The sequence below is a fragment of the Propionivibrio sp. genome, from assembly GCF_049316945.1.
Taxonomy (GTDB): Bacteria; Pseudomonadota; Gammaproteobacteria; order Burkholderiales; family Rhodocyclaceae; genus Propionivibrio.
This window is the reverse complement of sequence record NZ_JBMOJE010000105.1, coordinates 1-17358: the sequence shown is the minus strand read 5'-3', so window position 1 is coordinate 17358 and position 17358 is coordinate 1. Positions and strand designations below refer to the sequence as shown.

Sequence of the window (17358 nt, the reverse complement as noted above, 5' to 3'; positions counted from 1 at the left end):
ACTAATTTCCTATAAATACTGAATAAATACGGACTGGATCAGGAAGTCTGAGCTTTCATTACGCTGTGGATCGGCGACCCAGAAGTTGCGCCTAGGTGGCGTAACCACCGCATTTACGATACCAAAGATGTGACCCGATGTCGTCAGGACAAAACGCACTGGCGCGTTAACATTGACGTACCGGCGGATTTTGTAGGACTGACGCCAAGGGACGATATGATCGTCTTCAGCACCCACGGCATAGAGCGGCTGGGTAATGCGATCCAGATCAATCTGCTCGCCGGCAATGGTCAACACATCGCGCTTGACCAGATTATTTTGCAGATACATTTCCCGCAGGTAGAACGAGTGCATCGCAGCCGGCATGCGTGTCGTATCCGTATTCCAGAACAGCACGTCAATAGGTGGTAACGGCTCGCCGAATAGATAGCTTCTCTCAAAGTAGTGCCAGATCAGGCTGTTCGAACGCAACATACGGAAGCTTGACGCCATATCGTCGCCTTCGAGAAAACCAGTCCTGGCCATTTTCTCTTCAAGGGCTGAAATCGACCCTTCATCGATGTAAACATCGATATCGCCTGGCTTTGAAAAATCCGTCAGCGTCGTGAACAAGGTCCAGTGCGCCACCGGCATGTCCTTTTCGCTGTAGTGACGGCTGGCCCACGCCATAAAGGTCGCTACAAGCGTGCCGCCGATGCAATAGCCGGCCAGATGCACCTGCGGCGAATTGCTCAGTTTGCGCGCCACGTCGACCACTTGATCGACGCCCTCAAGCAGGTAGTTGTCAAAATTGACGTCACCCATCTCGGCCGTCGGGTTTTTCCAACTGGTGATGAAAACGCTATAGCCCTGGTCGGTAAGGTACTTGACCATGCTGCGCCGCGGCGTCAGGTCGAGGATGTAGAACTTGTTGATCCACGGCGTGATGAGGACGATCGGCGTCTGGTGCACTTTGGCGGTGGTCGAAGTGTAGTGAAGCAGTTCGACCAGCCGGTTGCGAAAGACTACGCGGCCAGGAGTGATCGCCAGATCGGTGCCGACCTTGAAGGCATCTTGGTCGACGATGCGGATGTTTTTCGCTTGGGCATCGCGCATGAAATTGCCGAAACCGCGGACCAGGCTTTCGCCATGGGTCTCTACGAACTTGTTCAGGGCGACCGGGTTAGTCAGGAAGAAATTGGTCGGCGCCATCGCGTTGAGCCATTTACGCACCCAGAACGTAGCTCGCCGGCGCTCTTTATCCGAAAGCCCAGGCGTTTCGAAGAGCATGTCTTCGAGTCGGTGCGTAATCGCCAGATACGACTCCTTGACGATGTCCCAGGTTGCGAATTCGCTCCAAACTGTATCAGCGAAGCGCGCATCGTCAGCCTTTGGCATGATGACATCGTCGCTCGGCAACCCCAAGGCACGTTGCATGAGGTGGGTCTGCAACGCGATGATATCTCCAGACATGGTGCCAATCGCTCGCGACAACTCCTGTGGATGCATCATCCACGCCACCTGCGCGTTAAGCACTGAGGTCGTCACACCGAAGGGATCGATGCGCCTTTTCAGCGATGCCATCAATTCCTCGATCATGATTCCTCCACTCGGGAGCGAGACCGTGTGCCTGCTTTTCGAAAAACCATTAGAATCCATGATTCCCTCGACTCAACCATATTGTTTATGTATGGGCTTTCTTGAACGCTTATCTAAGCATTATCTTGAGCCTTAAGCCAGACTTCAGCCTGAATTGCCTCTGAGCGTAGAACAACTCAGCGAATATAATAGGGTAGCCCCCAATGCCCGCCAGTGAAGTAGATCAAAATCGGGGGATGCCGCAAGATCTCGGCACCGTTCGTGGTTGAACCAAGGCTTCCTCGACCAAGAACTTAGGGAACAACTCGACCTTACCGGAACTTCATCGCCGACGAAAGCAAAGCCGAGGCATCATCAGCCATATTCTCGGACTACCCAATTCACACCTCAAGAAATTGCGCTCCATCACTCCTCGCATTCTTTGCGAGGAATAATGAATACCAACAGTACGTTACAGCATTGTGACAAGCGAGTGAGGTTTGAGCTCCCCCCCGAAAATGGTCGGTGACTAATTCATTGCTGTGGTCGGCACAACAAGAGGCCGATGGCAAATCTGGCCGACGAGCCTCAGTTCGATACCGCTCTACATGCGGCGGTTCATCTCCGTTATCAACCTTGAGCAGCCGTCCGACATTTTCACGGTTCAGGGCTTTGACAACCTCAACGTACTGAATAAAAACTCAAAAAAGAGAACCCCTCCATATCGGTAAGCGGCCTCTGGATCGGCTATATCGATTCGCGCGGGCCCCTCGTTCTGAAATAAGCGTTAACGCGTCGGTAAATCTCGTACGCGCTGCAATCTTCAAGAATAGATCCGACAGATCCGCACGCGGCAATATCCCCGCAATCAACTCACGCAGCGCGATCAGCGAGACCCGTTAGTGTGGCAGGTCGAACAGGGACTGTCCCATCCGTATTGCTTTGCTTTCGATAACTCCGTCGCGAAGAGTAACTCCTTTGGGTGCAAAAACGATGATTGTCGATCCATGCTGGAACCAACCCATTTCCTCGCCCTTGGCGAAATTGGCCTGGCAGGCAATGACATTGGGGCCACGATAACGCAAGTGCAGCAACACATCGATGAAATGCAGGCGGATGCTGGCGACGATGATGGCGGCGACGGGTACCAGTGTGATCCGCTGGTTGCCGGCGGCAAGGACTGTTACGATCAGTGCGCGCTCGTTCTTGCAGAACAGCTTTTCGACGCGTCTGAGGGCGATCGGGTTGACGTTCCAGGTATCTCCGGAGATGTAGGTCACCTTTTCCACACGGCAGTCGTGCGGGGCATGGAAGCGGTGATACATGCTCGAGGTCAGACGCAGGGTGACGTAGCTGCCGTCGCGGTAATACTCGACCAGTGCCGGGTCGCCGAGCAGATCGAGCAGTGTGTAGGGAAACCCCTTGGCCTGGATCACTTTGGTTCCGACTATCGCGCCGCAGGTGCCGACGATGCCGTCGCACGGGCTGATCAGAATTTTCGGATCGTGATCGAGCGGCCGCGCCCCGTCGCGCAACTGCCGCGTGAAACAGTCATGCAGGCTGCGGAATTTCGTCTGGCGGGCGTCGCTCAGGTCGAGGTCGGCGAACAACTGCCAAGTGGCAATTGAAAGGTCGCGTACCAGCGGCTGTTCAATCTTGCTGAACCAGCCCATGAAACGGGTCAGCAGTTGCCGCGGCACCCGGTTGGTGAGCAGAAAATTAATGTCTTCCTGAAGGACGAAACGTGCGATCAGTTTGCGCATGGTCATGGTTTTGTAATGAGGATTGGGTAGAAGACGGGGCAAGGAGAAATCAATGAACGAAACAATGGCACTTTATGTGGCCGGCCTTGGCGCGCTGGCTGCAGTTTGGCCCCGCATCAGGCGGCGCCTCGAACTCTCGCGTGCCAAACATCGCTCGCTGGCCGGCCACTCGCGCATGGCCAAGCGGGTAGCCCGGCTGGTGCCTTTTTATGAATACGACGAAGCGACTTTTTTCCGTTCGGACAAGGCGCCCGACGCAATTGCGCAATGCCGGCACGATGGTTTCTTGGCGCTCGCAACGCGCTATCGTGAGCGTTTTGCGAAGAGCGCAGCTCTCACTGCCGAGGCCGGCGAAAGCATTTCCGACCTGCAATTTACCGCCAGCTATCGCGTGCCTTTCCAGTACAACCGTTTCGTGCGCGAGCATCTGAAGGGCGGCGGTTTCCTGCAGGGCAGCGACGGCGTGCAGGTGACCGACCTTGACGGCAACCGCTTCTACGATCTGACCGGCTCCTACGGCGTCAATGTCTTTGGCTACGATTTCTACCGGTACTGCATCGCCACCGGCAGCGCACGTGTTGAAGCGCTCGGGCCGGTTCTCGGCGCCTACCACCCGCTGGTCGCCGACAATGCGCGCCGCCTGCGCACCATTTCCGGACTCGACGAGGTTTCTTTTCATATGTCTGGCACCGAGGCGGTGATGCAGGCGGTGCGTCTGGCGCGCTACCACACCCGACGCAGCTACTTGGTACGCTTCAACGGTTCCTATCACGGCTGGTGGGAGGATGTGCAGCCCGGCATCGGCAACCCGCTGCCGCCGCGCGAAACCTACACGCTGAAGGAAATGGACGGCGATTCGCTGCATGTGCTGAACACCCGCAAGGACATCGCCTGCGTTCTGGTCAATCCGCTGCAGGCGCTGCATCCCAACGCCGGCGCGCCGGGCGATTCCTCGCTGGTAGATAGTACGCGCCGGGCTAGCTTCGACCGCGCGGCCTATACCGCCTGGCTGCAGCAGTTGCGCGAGGTGTGCACCCGGCGCGGCATCGTGCTCATATTTGACGAGGTATTCGTCGGCTTCCGTCTGGCACCGGGCGGCGCGCAGGAATATTTCGGCGTGCGTGCCGATATGGTGACTTACGGCAAGACGCTGGGCGGCGGCCTGCCGGTTGGTGTCGTCTGCGGCCGACGCGACCTGATGAAGCGCTTTCGCGACGAGCGTCCGGCCGACATCTGTTTCGCGCGCGGCACCTTCAATTCGCATCCCTACGTGATGGGTGCCATGCAGGTTTTTCTCGAGCAACTGGAAACGCCCGCGCTGCTTGCGCTCTACGACGGTCTCGACGAAACGTGGAACCGTCGTGCGGCCGATCTCAACCAGCGTCTGGAAGCACTCGGGTTGCCGGTGCGGGTTGCCAACCTGTCGACCATCTGGACGGTGACCTACACCCGGCCGTGCCGCTATAACTGGATGCTGCAGTATTACCTGCGGGCCGAGGGGCTGGCGCTTTCGTGGGTGGGAACGGGGCGGCTGATCTTCAGCCTCAACTACAGCAACGCGGATTTTGCCGCGGTCGCCGAGCGTTTCATCACGGCTGCGCAGGCCATGGAACGCGATGGCTGGTGGTGGGAGGTGCCGGGGCAGACCGACAAGTCGATTCGGCGCGGCATTCTGCGTGAGGTACTGTCTCATCGCTTCATGCCTGGCAAGGCATGGCGGGCGCCTGCCTGAACGCTGTCGGCCGGTCCTGCGGTGCAGGCAGGACTCGGCTGGACATGTCCGTCAGATGCCGTGCTTGTGCTGCATCGGGTCGATCAGTTCGCCGCGCAGCAGATGCAGCGGTGCGTTGTAGTAAAGCGTGAGGTCATGGAAGGGGTCGGTGAGGATCTTGGTCATCCATACCAGTCCGGTCCGCACATCGCGGATGAAAAAGAGATGCACGGTGCGGAAGATCAGCCCGCCAATGCCGATGAACAGCCAGATCAGTCCGATCTGATCGATCACTGCCGACTTGTCGGTCGCGGCTTCGAAAATGCCGAACAGGGTCGGATCGACAAGAAGCATCAGCGGCGCAACGGCCCAGATTCCGATCAGCACCATCTTGCGCTGCAGGTTGTAGCCGACCTTGATCGCCTCCTTGTGCTCGTTGGTCGTTTGGTTGATGGTGTCGTAACCTAGGGGCTCGAAAAAGAAATGCCCCGACTGGCGGGTGACCATTGAAACCAGCCAGCCGATCAGTGCCGACAGCGGCGGGTTGATGAAAAGCATGACGTAGGCGACAAGAAAGCTGACGGCGCTAACGAAGTGCAGCGACTGGTTGATGCGGCTGTGGTGATAGTAGCGGTGATCATCCCAGCGTTGCACTCGCAGGGTGTGCAGAAATTCTTTCATCATTTTTCCTTAATGGCTGTTTGGGCGTGGTGGGAACAGTCAGTAAAGGTATTTGGAAATTGCTACGGGTTTGTTAAAGATCGAAGAAAAAATGGCGACAGCGTGCGGTGACATGAATACTTAACCTCGCCGTCACATACCTGTTACCCGATATGACGATCATCGCAGGTTGCCCCATCGCGAATTGTCCATGGACGCCATCCTCATTGAGCAGTTGCCGCCGAGTCGCCGATCAATGCGCCTTGCCGTCGTCACCGAAACCTACCCGCCTGAAGTGAACGGTGTGGCGCTGACCCTATCGCGTTTTGTCGACGGTTTGCGCGAACGGAATCACGAAATCCAGTTGATCAGGCCACGTCAGGCCGATGCCGACCACCCCGCGCAAGACGGTGGTTTCGACGAGATGCTGACTGGCGGCATGCCGATCCCGCGCTATCCCAACCTGAAAGTCGGGCTGCCTGCCAAACAGGCGTTGATCAAGCAATGGACCCTGCGCCGTCCCGACCTCGTGCATATCGTGACCGAGGGCCCGCTCGGCTGGTCTGCCCTGCAGGCGGCGCATCGGCTGAAGATTCCCGTCTGCTCAGACTTCCGGACCAATTTTCACGCCTACAGTTTGCACTATGGCATCGGCTGGCTGAAAAAGCCGATCGTCGCCTATCTGCGCAAATTCCATAACCGCACGCTGCTGACCATGGTGCCAACCGAACAGATGCGCGCCGATCTTGCCGCCAGCGGTTTCCGCAACCTGCGTGTCGTAACGCGTGGGGTTGATGTACAACTATTCAGCCCGGTGCGTCGCTGTGAGGCATTGCGTCAGCAGTGGGGCGTGGCGCCGGATGCGCCGGTGGTGCTGCATGTCGGGCGATTGGCAGCGGAGAAGAATCTGGCCACACTGAGCGCAGCATTCATTGCGATTCTCCAGTATCAGCCCCATGCACGTCTCGTTCTGGTTGGTGATGGCCCGGAGGCAAAGGCGCTACGCAATCGCTTTCCCGAAGCCATTTTTGCCGGCACCCGGCATGGTGAGGATCTGGCGGCACATTACGCCTCTGCCGATTTGTTTTTGTTTCCGAGTCTCACCGAGACTTTCGGCAACGTCACGCTGGAGGCCATGGCCAGCGGCCTGCCGTTAGTGGCCTACGACTATGCTGCGGCGGCCCGACATCTTCGTCACGGAACCAGCGGACTGCTTGCCACCTACGGTCGCAACGATGATTTCGTGACCATGGCCTGTCAGCTGTCGGCTACCTTCGCGCACGAACCGGCGATGTTCAGGGCAATGGCGCAGAATGCGCGACTGAAGGCCGAAACTCTTGACTGGAAGAATGTGGTTCAAGAATTTGAGGCGCTCCTGCTATCCGTTTTTTGATTTGAAGACCGCCCCATTAGTCGTGCATCGTCTACGCTTTTTGTTTTCCGTGAATCATGAGGTGCTGTGGATGCGCACATGTACAAGTGGCAAATTCCGTGCTGACTTCGCCCCTGTCGTTCTTCAGCCGGTCGATTTCGAGGCCATGTATGCCGCGTGCCTTCAACCGGAAGAAACCGAGACAGAAGTCGTCATAGCATAGTCTGGACTGATCCAGCGATCGTTCACATTGGAACAGGGAATCTGTCATCTGTCGGTAATGCCCATTTGCGATAATTGAATCCTGAATTGACAGGTATTTTTCATGAAGATCAGAAACGCCTTCAGATCGCTGTACGGCCATGCCGTATGGATTCGCAAGCTGCCCCAAGCCACCGAATTGATGTTCGCTTCCCGGACACCCCTGGGGCGATCAGTCAAGATTTTCCTCTTCGGCCTCGGTGTAGTCCTGCCTCTGGGTTCGCTGATCTGGGTTCTGCTTTTCTGGCACGGTAACTGCGTTAGCAGATACGCCTGCCCCGGGACTAACATCCGATAGCCAGCCCTTGGCGATGTCGGGCTGAGATTCTCTCGGATTCTCCCGAAGCCCAACGCCGTACCGCCATCCATTTCACAAATCTGCCGGGTATTTCCTCAGAATCAATACAAGTAACCAAACTGTCGCATTTGGCAGTTAAGGTTGTACTGTTATTACAACCACAGCCTTCAATCCATGAATACTAAAATCCTGATTGACAAAGCGATTCTCAATTCCACGACATTCGGCCGCAAGGAATTGGCTGATCGACTTTTTGCCACGTGGTTTAATCGTCTGGTCTACGCCCAGATATGGGAAGACCCGGTTGTTGATATTGAAGCACTCGAATTAAAGCCTGGCGCTCACATGATCACCATTTCATCGGGTGGCTGCAATGCGCTGGCCTACCTGACGCAATCGCCCGGCGCAGTCCATGTGGTCGATCTCAATAGCACCCACCTTGCCATGCTGGCATTGAAGAAAGCGGCTCTGGCAAAGCTGCCCGGCTACGACGAGGTGCTGGCGTATCTTGGCGACGCCAATCATCCTGGCAACCAAGCACTGTACGAAAAGTACATCTCTCCCGTACTCGATGAAGAAAGCCGAGAATACTGGGAAACCGCCGACATTTTCGGGCGTCCGCGCCACTCCTGTTTTTCCCGCCACGCCTATCGGCATGGCCTGCTCGGTCAGTTCATCGGCTTTTCCCATTTCGCCGTGCGTCTGCTGGGTGGCAATCTGGCCAAGGTCGCCGAGGCTAAAACCTTGGAAGAGCAACAAACGCTGTTCAATCAATATGTATCCCCGGTTTTTGACCACTGGCTGATTCGCCTGCTTGCCCGCCAGCCGATGATGCTTTACAGCCTTGGTATTCCGCCATCGCAATTCGACGCCCTGCAACACGATGCCAACACCCAAGGTATTTCCATGGCGGAATTGTTCAGGGAACGTATGCGTCGACTTGCCTGCGATTATCCGCTCGCTGAAAACTGCTTTGCCGGCCAGGCTTTTGCCCGTCAATACGACACGACCCGGGACAAGGCCTTGCCCATGTATCTGCAACGATCACACTTCGAAACCATTCGTGCCAATCTCGGTACCATTCACCCGCACCATGCCAATCTGACCGAAGTATTGCGTGAACAAGCCACCGATTCGCTGGATGCCTATCTCTTTCTCGACGCCCAGGACTGGATGGACAGTGCGCAACTGACTGATTTGTGGTGGGAGGTGACGCGTACGGCCAAATCCGGTGCCCGTGTGGTTTTCCGCACAGGCGGATCAGAGTCGCCGCTGGAGAAAATGCTGCCGCCCGATCTGCTCTCTGCCTGGGTGACAAACAGCGAAAATAACCTTGAATTACATGCTCGCGATCGATCAGCGATCTACGGCGGCACGCATCTCTACATACTAAGTTAACCTGGGGAAGCTCAGGAGGACTTCCTTCGGGGCGTCATCCCCCGAAAGCGAACTCAGGGAGTGCAGCGCCGGTGAGCCAGTTCGCTTGTTCTTGGCGCTAAATTCCCATCAGTCGGGTTCCCGCCTTCGCGGCAACGACGGATTTTTTCTTATTCAGCGTCACCTTGTACGGAGTGTTTTTTTCCGACGAAGAGATAATAGGGGGCGCATAAACCGGACAAATAGGGAATGTGCGCCCTGCGCTCGGAACAGAAATTTTCCGCAAACATCTGCTGCAGCCTAGGCAAATGCTCGGCCGAAAGATGAACGCCATCGTGGCTGAACCATGCCTTCCAGACAGCGTTGGCGAAGCGATTTCCGCTGGCGGGCAAATGAAAATCGACAATCCCCAGCCGCCCTCCGGGCTTGAGCATCGCGTACGCGCTAGATAGCACCTCAGGCCATTGCGGAATCATCGTGAGGGCATAGGAGAGAAACACTCCATCGACCGGTTGATCAGGCTTCCAGAGCGTTGCATCAGCTTCGATGACACGAACCGTCTGGTATCCGGTAGCGCGTTTGCGTGCCTGCTCAAGCAGCGCCGGGCAGAGATCGACCAGATCGATCCGCGCCAGGTCACAGACCTGACTACTGATCCGATCAAGGCTGCTACCGGTACCGCAACCCAACTCAACGATGTACTCCCCGGGGGCAATCGCCAGGCGATCGATCAGGTCCTGCCGGCCATGCAGCAGCCGGGCACGGAAGCTGTCATAGCGTTCTGCCTGGGGCGAGTAAAATGCCTGTAGGCGTTGAGCATGACTACCCTTCCTAGGCTGCCCGAGAAAAAGGCGCCAGAGCGTACGCACATCTGCAAAAAAGCCGGAACCTTGTTTTGAACTGAATGCTTTCGGGTACTGCACAGCCGGAACACTCATTGGTGAGTTCTCATTGGCAATATGGATGGCAGGAATTTACATGGCCTCCGTTTCAGATGTGTGACAACCAGGAATATGCATCCCGCTGATGAAAGGGCCGTTGGTTCATATAGCACCGACCACACGCGTTCGCCCGCATGATGCCGCAGCAGCATCGTCAGCAGTTTGTCGCCATCGAGTCAGTCGGTCTTGGCGCGTCGGGCACGCCGGTTGACTTCGATGCTCGCGGCATCGACCACGAGGTTGTCGATGCCCTGATCAATTAACCACCGATGCAGCCACCAGCCATCGCGCCCGGCTTCGTAGCAGGAATGCACTTTGGCCTGAGGGTCGATCTTGCAGCGTTCCTTGCATCGCCAGTTGACCAACGAGCGCTACTCATCCGTAGAATGCGCGGAAAGAACCAACATGAGCCAGGCCATATGCGGCCCCGGCGACGCACAGGAGACTCCGCTGACGGGCACAAGGATCGACCACCTTTCCCCTCCCACACTACGAACGAATCCAGTGAGCACTACGGCAGTCCCAATGAAAAGTGTCAGTATCGGAAACAGTATGGCCCAGTGGATTGTTGTGGGCAAAGTAATCATGATTTCCTTTTCTTCCCGGGCTTAAGGATTTCAGCGCACGCATTTAGATGGCACTGATTTACTGAGCAAAAAGAGAGGCAACAGGTTGACAGCAAAATCACTATTGCCTTCAATTCCCATCACCTTATGGCCTGTCCGGAGCATTGAGATCAGGCTGCATCCCTCTTGGGCTACGACTGGGGCATGCATGATGGAGATTTATATTTCCTGGCAGGGTATAACAACATTATTGCGAGAATATTACGTATTCCTGCGCTTGCTCGTTGCTCAGCATCCCTCTCGGCACTGTCGCAATAGCCCAAATGCAGACCATGTGGTCACGCGGGGCAGGCAATGGCATTTACCCATTGGCAAGTGACTCAAGTATTTGCGTAGCCCAATTTGCCTGGACATGGGCAGGCTCGTACAACCACAGAATCTCTTCCTTCACTTCCGCATATCGCTCGAAACCAACTCGCCTTGGCCTAATATGATGGCAAGTGGGTACCCCTTCCGAGGGGGCGCGTAAGGCAAGGGAGTAGCAGTCATATCTTGTTCTGCCCACGGCCTTCCTCGAGCTGTCTCCTCTGGAACCTGGCCCTGGCAACAAGTTGCCCATTTCAGGGATGGGGATCCTTGATATCAAAGATACAGTGGTGCCATCTTCCGCCAGCAGGAGGCGCGATGCGCACGTCCTTCCCAGACGTGCAATCGATGCGAAAGCCCCTTGGCGTCAAGGATTGCGCTCAGATAGCGGTTGTTGTCGAGAAACGGGTCGTCAGCCCCGACCACAATGACCATGTCCATGCGACGAAGATGCTCCAGATGCCAATCGCAACGCAGATTCGGCAGAAAGTGGGTCGGGGTGTTGAAATAGACGTTCTCGTCGTAGTGGCCGTTAAGCAGATCATGGAAAACATCAACGCTCAGAGTGAGGTCGTACCGGCCCGACAAGGCAACCAGCTTCTGGAACTTGTCGGGATGTCTGAACGCGATGTTGGCGGCGTGATAAGCGCCCAGACTGCAACCGTGAGCGATGGTACAGGGGTGTGGGTTCATGCCGTGCATCAGAGGCATAACCTCGTGCAGGATATATTCCTCGAACAGCATATGGCGGCGAATGCGATCGGCAGGAGTGTTCCAAAAACAGTAGAAGCTCTCCCAGTCGATGCTGTCCACACACCAGAGCTGCAAGTGTCCGGCTTCGATCTTGCTGGCGACACTGTGCACCAGATGGAGGTCTTCGTATTCGTGGAAACGGCCGTCCCGGGTCGGAAACACCAATACCTTGGCGCCGCTGTGCCCGACCACCAACAATTCCATCTCGCGTTGCAAGCGTTGGCTGTACCAGCGGTGGTATTCACGGTTCATATCAGCGAGGCTCGCCCGGCACGCCGAAAGCTGGAGCGAAGTGTTTGGCACCGCGCGTTGAAGACTCGCTGTATCGGGCAATTCTCATCGATCGATTTCAGTCCTTATCTAGCGTTGTGATCATCCTCCATCAGGAAGCTGGTCACGGCAAGATTCAAAACCCTCTGTTGCTCTGCGTCGCCTGGATAGTCGAAATGGCCGGCATCCAGCACCAACAGGCACCGCAAGGGTTGTGGAATTGCGTTGTAAATTGCAAATTGTCCAGGTGGTGGCACGGCCGGGTCGAACAAGGCTGCCGCAACCAGCGCTGGAATGCGCAGGAAACGGGCTGCATTGGCTGCATCGTAGTAGGCCAATGTTTCATTCACATTAAAGCGGTGCTGCTGCTGATAGCTGCGAACCGCCTCGCCGCTACCAACACAGGACAGCGTCAGACGAAGGGACTGGTGCCCGAAAGTGGGCACCTGGACGTGCAGACGGCTGATACGACAATCCCACGGAGAGGCTAGAACGCCGATGCCACCCCCAAAACTGATACCCAGGCAGGCCACCTTTCCCGAAACTTCCGGGAACAGGGAAAGCAGCGCAGAAACACCCAGCCAGAGATCGTCCACGCACCCCCCCAGTACGTAGCGCTTGCGGTCCTGTATGTCATGCAGGACGTGAAAGTTAGGATCGGAGGAAATCCCCACCACCGGGCTGCGCCCCATACCGCGAAAACAAGGGAACAGCACCACCGATTCATCGAGGCCAATGGGCTCATCTGGAGCGGTTCGCCCGCCGTAGCCATGCCCGATGATCACTCCCCGCTTGGGCGAACCTGAGCGTGGCACGAGGAGCCAGCCGCCGATTTCGACATCACCCGAGGATCGATAGCGCAGGTCATGCACCGCATGGTTGCCCATTACGACGCCGGTGGGTACTATTTGAGGCCGGGCGTCGAGCGTCAGCGCTGCCGTGTAGCGGTCCTGCCAGAAGGCGGCGAAGTCGTCCGGCGGCTCGGGCGGTACGATCGCCAACAGTTGCGTCAGGTCCATGCCGTACGCGGGATCGAAAGAGAAGCCGTGGTGGAATTGCGTGGTGGACATGGTGGGAATGCGCAATAGGGTGGGCCGGTTCGCCCAGGGTCGTCAGAATAACCGAGGATAGGGGCGATTCTTTAATATTGCCGGGCCTGAAAAATCGGGATCGGCGCAAAAACTGTCATGTAATTGAAGCATTTCCGTCGGAGTGTAAGCAAACAATCCATGCACTCGCGTTCTGCCTTGACTGCTGCTCCCTCCACCTCCCGCCTCCGCTATCCGCTGCACGTATGCATTGGCGTGTTGTTCACGGCGCTCGTATTAACGACCGGTGCCCTGATCACGGCGGTTGACTATGCGAATGCGCGTCGACTTGTCCTCGCTGTTATCAGTGACCTCTTCGAGAGTTCCGCTCGCGCAACAGTGGCCGAATTGCGAGCAGGCCACGAACCTGTCCGCACGCTTGTCACCCAGCTTGCTCTGCGCCCCGATCCGTCCGCGGGTGGCCCCGAAGGACAATTGAGCAGCCTACCCCTGATCCGGCATGTACTGGACTCAACCCCGATGCTGTCGGCGATCTATGTGCGCTTTGTCGACGGCGGGCTTTTTTACATCCGGCGACTGGATTACGCCGCAGCGCGGCGCAACGCGCATGCGCCGGAACGGGCAGTCTACATGGTGCAGATTTCCGAAACCGGTGCGCGCGGGAGCAGCGTCCGCTTTTACGATGATCAGATGAAACTGCTGTCTAATCGCGCGACCGACAGCAATCGACCCAACGACATGAACTGGTTTCATGACGCTCTTGGACGTTCTGGCCTTGTTCGCACGCCGGCGTTCGCGTTGCCATCGGGTGATATTGGCTTTGCGATCGCTCAGGCGACGCCGGACCGCAAAGCCGTAATTGGAGCTGATCTCGCACTCAAGGATATTTCGGCATCGTTGTCGCGCCAGCGCGCCTCCCCGTCTGCGCAACTTGCCCTCACCGACAGCTCTGGCCAGGTTCTTGCGGCGTCGCAAGGCGCCTGGGCGATGAACGATACTGCGCCGGTGCAACTGCCTACGCTGGCGACCCTGGGCCTGCCCATACTAGCGAAGACTTTATCCGGGATGACGTCAGTCAATGGCACGAGAACGCTGACCAGCGAGGGGCGTGATTGGGAAACACGGGTGGTCAAGGCGGAACTCGCCGATGGTGAGCCGCTCTACCTGGTCATGGCTGCGCCTCATGATGAACTGTTGGCAGAGGTGCGAACGCTGCGGCTGCATGCAATCGCATCAATGCTGGTACTGCTTTTTATCGCCGTTCCGGTGACCTGGTGGATCGCACGACGCATCTCACTTAGCCTGCATACTCTTGCCGAAGAGGCCATTGCCATTCGCCACTTCAAGTTTGACGGCAGCGAGGTGCGATCGTTTGTGCTTGAAGTTGACGACCTCGCGCTGGCAATAGCCGGCATGCAATCGACGATCAGTCAGTTTCTCGACATCGCGTCACAACTCTCGTCGGAACGTAATTTTCAGAAACTGCTCGACGGCCTGATCACTCATACCGTTGCTGCCGCGCAGGCCGATGCGGGCGCCATCTACCTGATAGATGGCGAGGGTAACGAACTGGTTCCCTCAGCCTGGCGCAATGCCAACCTGGATCATTTACTTCGCGCGCCGCCAGCAGTCGCGGTGGCCGTCGGGGAGCCCAACCATCCATTGCGCGATGCCTATCACGACAGGGCAATGCGCATCGGTCAACTTTTTCCCGCCGGGATGCCGGCCGGGCTGGGTTGGGTAGGGGCGCGCTTTCCCGGTCAGACGGTCTCTTTTCTGGCGGTACCCCTGAGCAATCGGGAAACCAGGACCATCGGAGTGCTGTTCCTGGCCAAATCGGCCGTCGACGCCAACTTTGGTTCCGATCAGGCGGCCTTTGTCGATGCCCTTTCCGGCACGGTTGCCGTGGCGATCGACAATCAGCGGCTGATGCGGGCACAAAAGGCGTTGCTCGATGCAGTGATCCGTGTCATGGCCGGCGCTATCGATGCCAAGTCACCCTACACAGGAGGTCACTGCCAGCGCGTTCCGGAACTTGCGCTGATGCTGGCCGAGGCGGCTTGTGAGAGCGATAGTGGCCCGTTCAGGGACTTCAGTTTGAGCGAGGAGGAGTGGGAAACTTTGAGTATCGCGTCCTGGCTGCACGACTGCGGCAAGCTGACAACCCCGGAATACGTGGTCGACAAGGCGACGAAACTGGAAACCATTTCGGATCGCATTCACGAGATTTGGACGCGCTTTGAGGTAATCAAGCGCGATGCCGAAATTGCTTACTGGCAGGGAATCGCCAGCGGTGGCGACAAGGCGGCGCTGGCTGAAGCGCTTCGTAGCGAACTTGCGATGCTGGACGACGATTTCGCCTTTGTTGCCGCAAGTAATATTGGCAGCGAAAATCTTGCTGACGAGGCACAAGCGAGGCTGAGACGGATCGCCGCACGCACCTGGCGGCGTACCCTTGATGACCGCCTGGGCATTTCACTGATCGAGCGAAGGCGCAAGGAGCGCCTGCCGGCACCTGCGCTGCCGGTCGACGACCCCTTGCTCGCCGACCGCGACGATCACCGCATCCCTCATCTGTCTGGCAACTCACTGCCGGTGGATATCAAGCTGAAGGCCCCTGAGTACCGCCTCAACCTCGGCGAATTGCACTGCCTCTCGGTTGGACGCGGTACGCTGACCGACGAGGAACGTTTCCTGATCAATAACCACATTGTCCAGACCATCATCATGTTGCGCGGTTTGCCCTTCCCGGATTATCTGAAGAACGTGCCCGAGATCGCGGGGAATCATCACGAGCACCTCGATGGCAGCGGTTACCCGCGGGGTCTGCGGGCAGCAGCGATGACTCCGCAGGCGCGGATCGTGGCGATCGCCGATATTTTCGAGGCTTTGACTGCGTCGGATCGCCCCTACAAGCCGGGCAAGCCGCTATCGGAGTCGGTTGCTCTGCTCGCTGACTACGTGAAAATGGGACACCTGGATCGTGACCTGTTTGAGCTTTTTCTGCGCGCAGGTGTGCATTTGCGCTTTGCCCAGCGCTTTCTTGAGGCGCAACAGATCGATGCAGTCGATATTGACGCAGCACTCAAGCGCGCTCGTTATTGATCGGCCCCAAGGAATCCCAACCGGCCGCCTGGTTGACTCTCGGGTCCAGGAAGTGTTGGCGTATGTATTTCTCAGGGACAGCCAAGCTGAAGCATGGCATAGGCACGCCAGTGGGTGATAGGGATCACTTCTTGTGGGTTGTGGGTTTCCCATGCGATTGAATCACCGCTGTAATTACTGCCCTGTCGCGCAGCTTACAATGCCAGCAGACTGAAAACTGACCGCCACTAGCAGCCTGTCGGACTTAACAATGAATAACTTCTGATTAAAAAACATACACTTACAATAATTGTAATATCCACAGGACTCGCAAAGCAATGCTTTAGGCATATTTATGCGAGATTTAAGCCAAAAATACGCTCTAAAAGAATTTTCAACGTCCGCCAAGTTTTACAAAACAACCATTAAATCATTAGCTTGCTTATGGCATACATGAAACTCTTAAGTCCGACAGTCTGCTAGATGAAGAGCTTGCTGACCGATCAGTGAACGCCTGAATCATATGCCCTCATAGCTTGGCAAGGCACGTCAGGAGGGTTTTCGGGTAAACCAGCCCAACTGGAAATTTGTTGGCTCCGGAAGGTGCTCACCACGACCAGTCAATTTGCTTCAAGGCCCTGATCTGAGAAAGGTCAACTCTGTTAGTTGACGATAACCAATCAACGTTACGGGTGTGCGAAGCTTGACACCGTAAAAAGGTCGATCAGAGGATGGGTCGTATAAATCCGCCGGGAGAAGGTCCGCAGGCTTTGCGGTTCCAGTGCGTACACTCCAGCAGAGAAGGCTGCTTCCTCTGACCCTGCCAAGCGGCTCTGATCGCTATCCAATATTCGCAGGCGACTTTGGCCGGAATCAGGTAATGACGTTCCGAGACATTAACCCTCGCGGTCAGCCAATCGATGAGCGCCAGCACCAGAGTACCGAAACCCCTGAACGTTAGCAGAATTGCGCTTATGTGATTGTTTGTCATGCCTGCCATTCCTGGAGGTTATTCCATCATTACAAAGAATCGTATAAACAATATACGCTGTTTGTTACGCCCTTGTGACAATGAAATTTCAGCAAGGTTGCGAAAATTCATCCATCCTGAGAATACCCTGATGTTATTTTACGAAGTACGCCAAGTTGCGCCTATACCCTTAATGGCGTATTTATTTTTTCTTGCCGAAGACATGGGTTTTGATTCTATTTGCGTAAGACGGCTGATGCCGGTTTTATTCTGCCGCGACAAATGCGCAGGCAGGCCACTGCTTTAAAGTGTCCTTCCGGCAAGAGTGCATGATTTTTCTTAACCAGCTTGCTATCGTCG

Annotated in this window: 12 protein-coding genes; 6 read left to right on the top strand and 6 right to left on the bottom strand. The window is 56.4% G+C overall.

From position 1 onward, the window contains the following. Positions 1 to 9: 9 nt before the first annotated feature. Both ACOYNV_RS19700 and asd read right to left on the bottom strand, forming a co-directional pair. Positions 10 to 1578 (bottom strand): PHA/PHB synthase family protein, encoded by a 1569-nt coding sequence (locus tag ACOYNV_RS19700; RefSeq protein ID WP_422901516.1) that lies wholly within the window; start codon positions 1576 to 1578, stop codon positions 10 to 12. Positions 1579 to 2456: 878 nt separating this feature from the next. Further along, a complete protein-coding gene (asd, locus tag ACOYNV_RS19695; RefSeq protein WP_422901515.1) occupies positions 2457 to 3320 on the bottom strand; it encodes an archaetidylserine decarboxylase in 864 nt (287 codons plus the stop codon). Between the two features lie 52 nt (positions 3321 to 3372). Here asd and ACOYNV_RS19690 point away from each other — a divergent pair, with 52 nt between their 5' ends. Continuing rightward, the gene (locus tag ACOYNV_RS19690) at positions 3373 to 5052 is read left to right on the top strand and encodes an aminotransferase class III-fold pyridoxal phosphate-dependent enzyme (protein ID WP_422901514.1); all 1680 of its coding nucleotides are present in this window, start codon (positions 3373 to 3375) and stop codon (positions 5050 to 5052) included. 51 nt (positions 5053 to 5103) lie between these two features. Here the strand turns inward: ACOYNV_RS19690 and ACOYNV_RS19685 are convergent, their stop codons facing one another. Further along, on the bottom strand, positions 5104 to 5715 hold the full coding sequence (locus tag ACOYNV_RS19685) for a hypothetical protein (protein WP_422901513.1): 612 nt from the start codon (positions 5713 to 5715) through the stop codon (positions 5104 to 5106). Positions 5716 to 5902: 187 nt separating this feature from the next. Here ACOYNV_RS19685 and ACOYNV_RS19680 point away from each other — a divergent pair, with 187 nt between their 5' ends. The 3 genes from ACOYNV_RS19680 to ACOYNV_RS19670 all read left to right on the top strand — a co-directional run bounded on the left by ACOYNV_RS19680 (position 5903) and on the right by ACOYNV_RS19670 (position 9020). Next, complete coding sequence (locus ACOYNV_RS19680) at positions 5903 to 7084, top strand: glycosyltransferase family 4 protein (protein ID WP_422901512.1); 1182 nt, start codon at positions 5903 to 5905, stop codon at positions 7082 to 7084. A 304-nt stretch (positions 7085 to 7388) separates the two neighbouring features. Then, positions 7389 to 7622, top strand: coding sequence for a hypothetical protein (locus ACOYNV_RS19675; protein ID WP_422901511.1), 234 nt, complete (start codon positions 7389 to 7391; stop codon positions 7620 to 7622). A 174-nt stretch (positions 7623 to 7796) separates the two neighbouring features. Next, positions 7797 to 9020 (top strand): DUF3419 family protein, encoded by a 1224-nt coding sequence (locus ACOYNV_RS19670; protein WP_422901510.1) that lies wholly within the window; start codon positions 7797 to 7799, stop codon positions 9018 to 9020. A gap of 149 nt (positions 9021 to 9169) precedes the next feature. Here ACOYNV_RS19670 and ACOYNV_RS19665 read toward each other — a convergent pair whose 3' ends face one another. Next, the gene (locus ACOYNV_RS19665; protein WP_422901509.1) at positions 9170 to 9937 is read right to left on the bottom strand and encodes a class I SAM-dependent methyltransferase; all 768 of its coding nucleotides are present in this window, start codon (positions 9935 to 9937) and stop codon (positions 9170 to 9172) included. A 137-nt stretch (positions 9938 to 10074) separates the two neighbouring features. On the opposite strand from ACOYNV_RS19665, the gene ACOYNV_RS19660 reads away from it, so the two are divergent. After that, complete coding sequence (locus tag ACOYNV_RS19660) at positions 10075 to 10203, top strand: hypothetical protein (protein ID WP_422901508.1); 129 nt, start codon at positions 10075 to 10077, stop codon at positions 10201 to 10203. Positions 10204 to 11148: 945 nt separating this feature from the next. Here ACOYNV_RS19660 and ACOYNV_RS19655 read toward each other — a convergent pair. Continuing rightward, complete coding sequence (locus ACOYNV_RS19655; protein ID WP_422901507.1) at positions 11149 to 11877, bottom strand: esterase family protein; 729 nt, start codon at positions 11875 to 11877, stop codon at positions 11149 to 11151. 104 nt (positions 11878 to 11981) lie between these two features. Next, complete coding sequence (locus ACOYNV_RS19650; protein WP_422901506.1) at positions 11982 to 12965, bottom strand: acetylxylan esterase; 984 nt, start codon at positions 12963 to 12965, stop codon at positions 11982 to 11984. A 159-nt stretch (positions 12966 to 13124) separates the two neighbouring features. Between ACOYNV_RS19650 and ACOYNV_RS19645 the strand changes: the two genes are divergently transcribed. Next, the gene (locus ACOYNV_RS19645; RefSeq protein WP_422901505.1) at positions 13125 to 16049 is read left to right on the top strand and encodes an HD domain-containing phosphohydrolase; all 2925 of its coding nucleotides are present in this window, start codon (positions 13125 to 13127) and stop codon (positions 16047 to 16049) included. Positions 16050 to 17358 lie beyond the last annotated feature (1309 nt).

What these genes read in the sequence shown, in the direction of transcription:
- ACOYNV_RS19645 (WP_422901505.1), top strand. Translation starts at nt 13,125, where the DNA reads ATGCACTCGCGTTCTGCCTTGACTGCTGCTCCCTCCACCTCCCGCCTC.
- ACOYNV_RS19675 (WP_422901511.1), top strand. Translation starts at nt 7,389, where the DNA reads ATGAAGATCAGAAACGCCTTCAGATCGCTGTACGGCCATGCCGTATGG.
- ACOYNV_RS19655 (WP_422901507.1), bottom strand. Translation starts at nt 11,877, where the DNA reads ATGAACCGTGAATACCACCGCTGGTACAGCCAACGCTTGCAACGCGAG.
- asd (WP_422901515.1), bottom strand. Translation starts at nt 3,320, where the DNA reads ATGCGCAAACTGATCGCACGTTTCGTCCTTCAGGAAGACATTAATTTT.
- ACOYNV_RS19650 (WP_422901506.1), bottom strand. Translation starts at nt 12,965, where the DNA reads ATGTCCACCACGCAATTCCACCACGGCTTCTCTTTCGATCCCGCGTAC.
- ACOYNV_RS19670 (WP_422901510.1), top strand. Translation starts at nt 7,797, where the DNA reads ATGAATACTAAAATCCTGATTGACAAAGCGATTCTCAATTCCACGACA.
- ACOYNV_RS19680 (WP_422901512.1), top strand. Translation starts at nt 5,903, where the DNA reads ATGGACGCCATCCTCATTGAGCAGTTGCCGCCGAGTCGCCGATCAATG.
- ACOYNV_RS19690 (WP_422901514.1), top strand. Translation starts at nt 3,373, where the DNA reads ATGAACGAAACAATGGCACTTTATGTGGCCGGCCTTGGCGCGCTGGCT.
- ACOYNV_RS19685 (WP_422901513.1), bottom strand. Translation starts at nt 5,715, where the DNA reads ATGATGAAAGAATTTCTGCACACCCTGCGAGTGCAACGCTGGGATGAT.
- ACOYNV_RS19665 (WP_422901509.1), bottom strand. Translation starts at nt 9,937, where the DNA reads ATGAGTGTTCCGGCTGTGCAGTACCCGAAAGCATTCAGTTCAAAACAA.
- ACOYNV_RS19660 (WP_422901508.1), top strand. Translation starts at nt 10,075, where the DNA reads ATGATGCCGCAGCAGCATCGTCAGCAGTTTGTCGCCATCGAGTCAGTC.
- ACOYNV_RS19700 (WP_422901516.1), bottom strand. Translation starts at nt 1,578, where the DNA reads ATGATCGAGGAATTGATGGCATCGCTGAAAAGGCGCATCGATCCCTTC.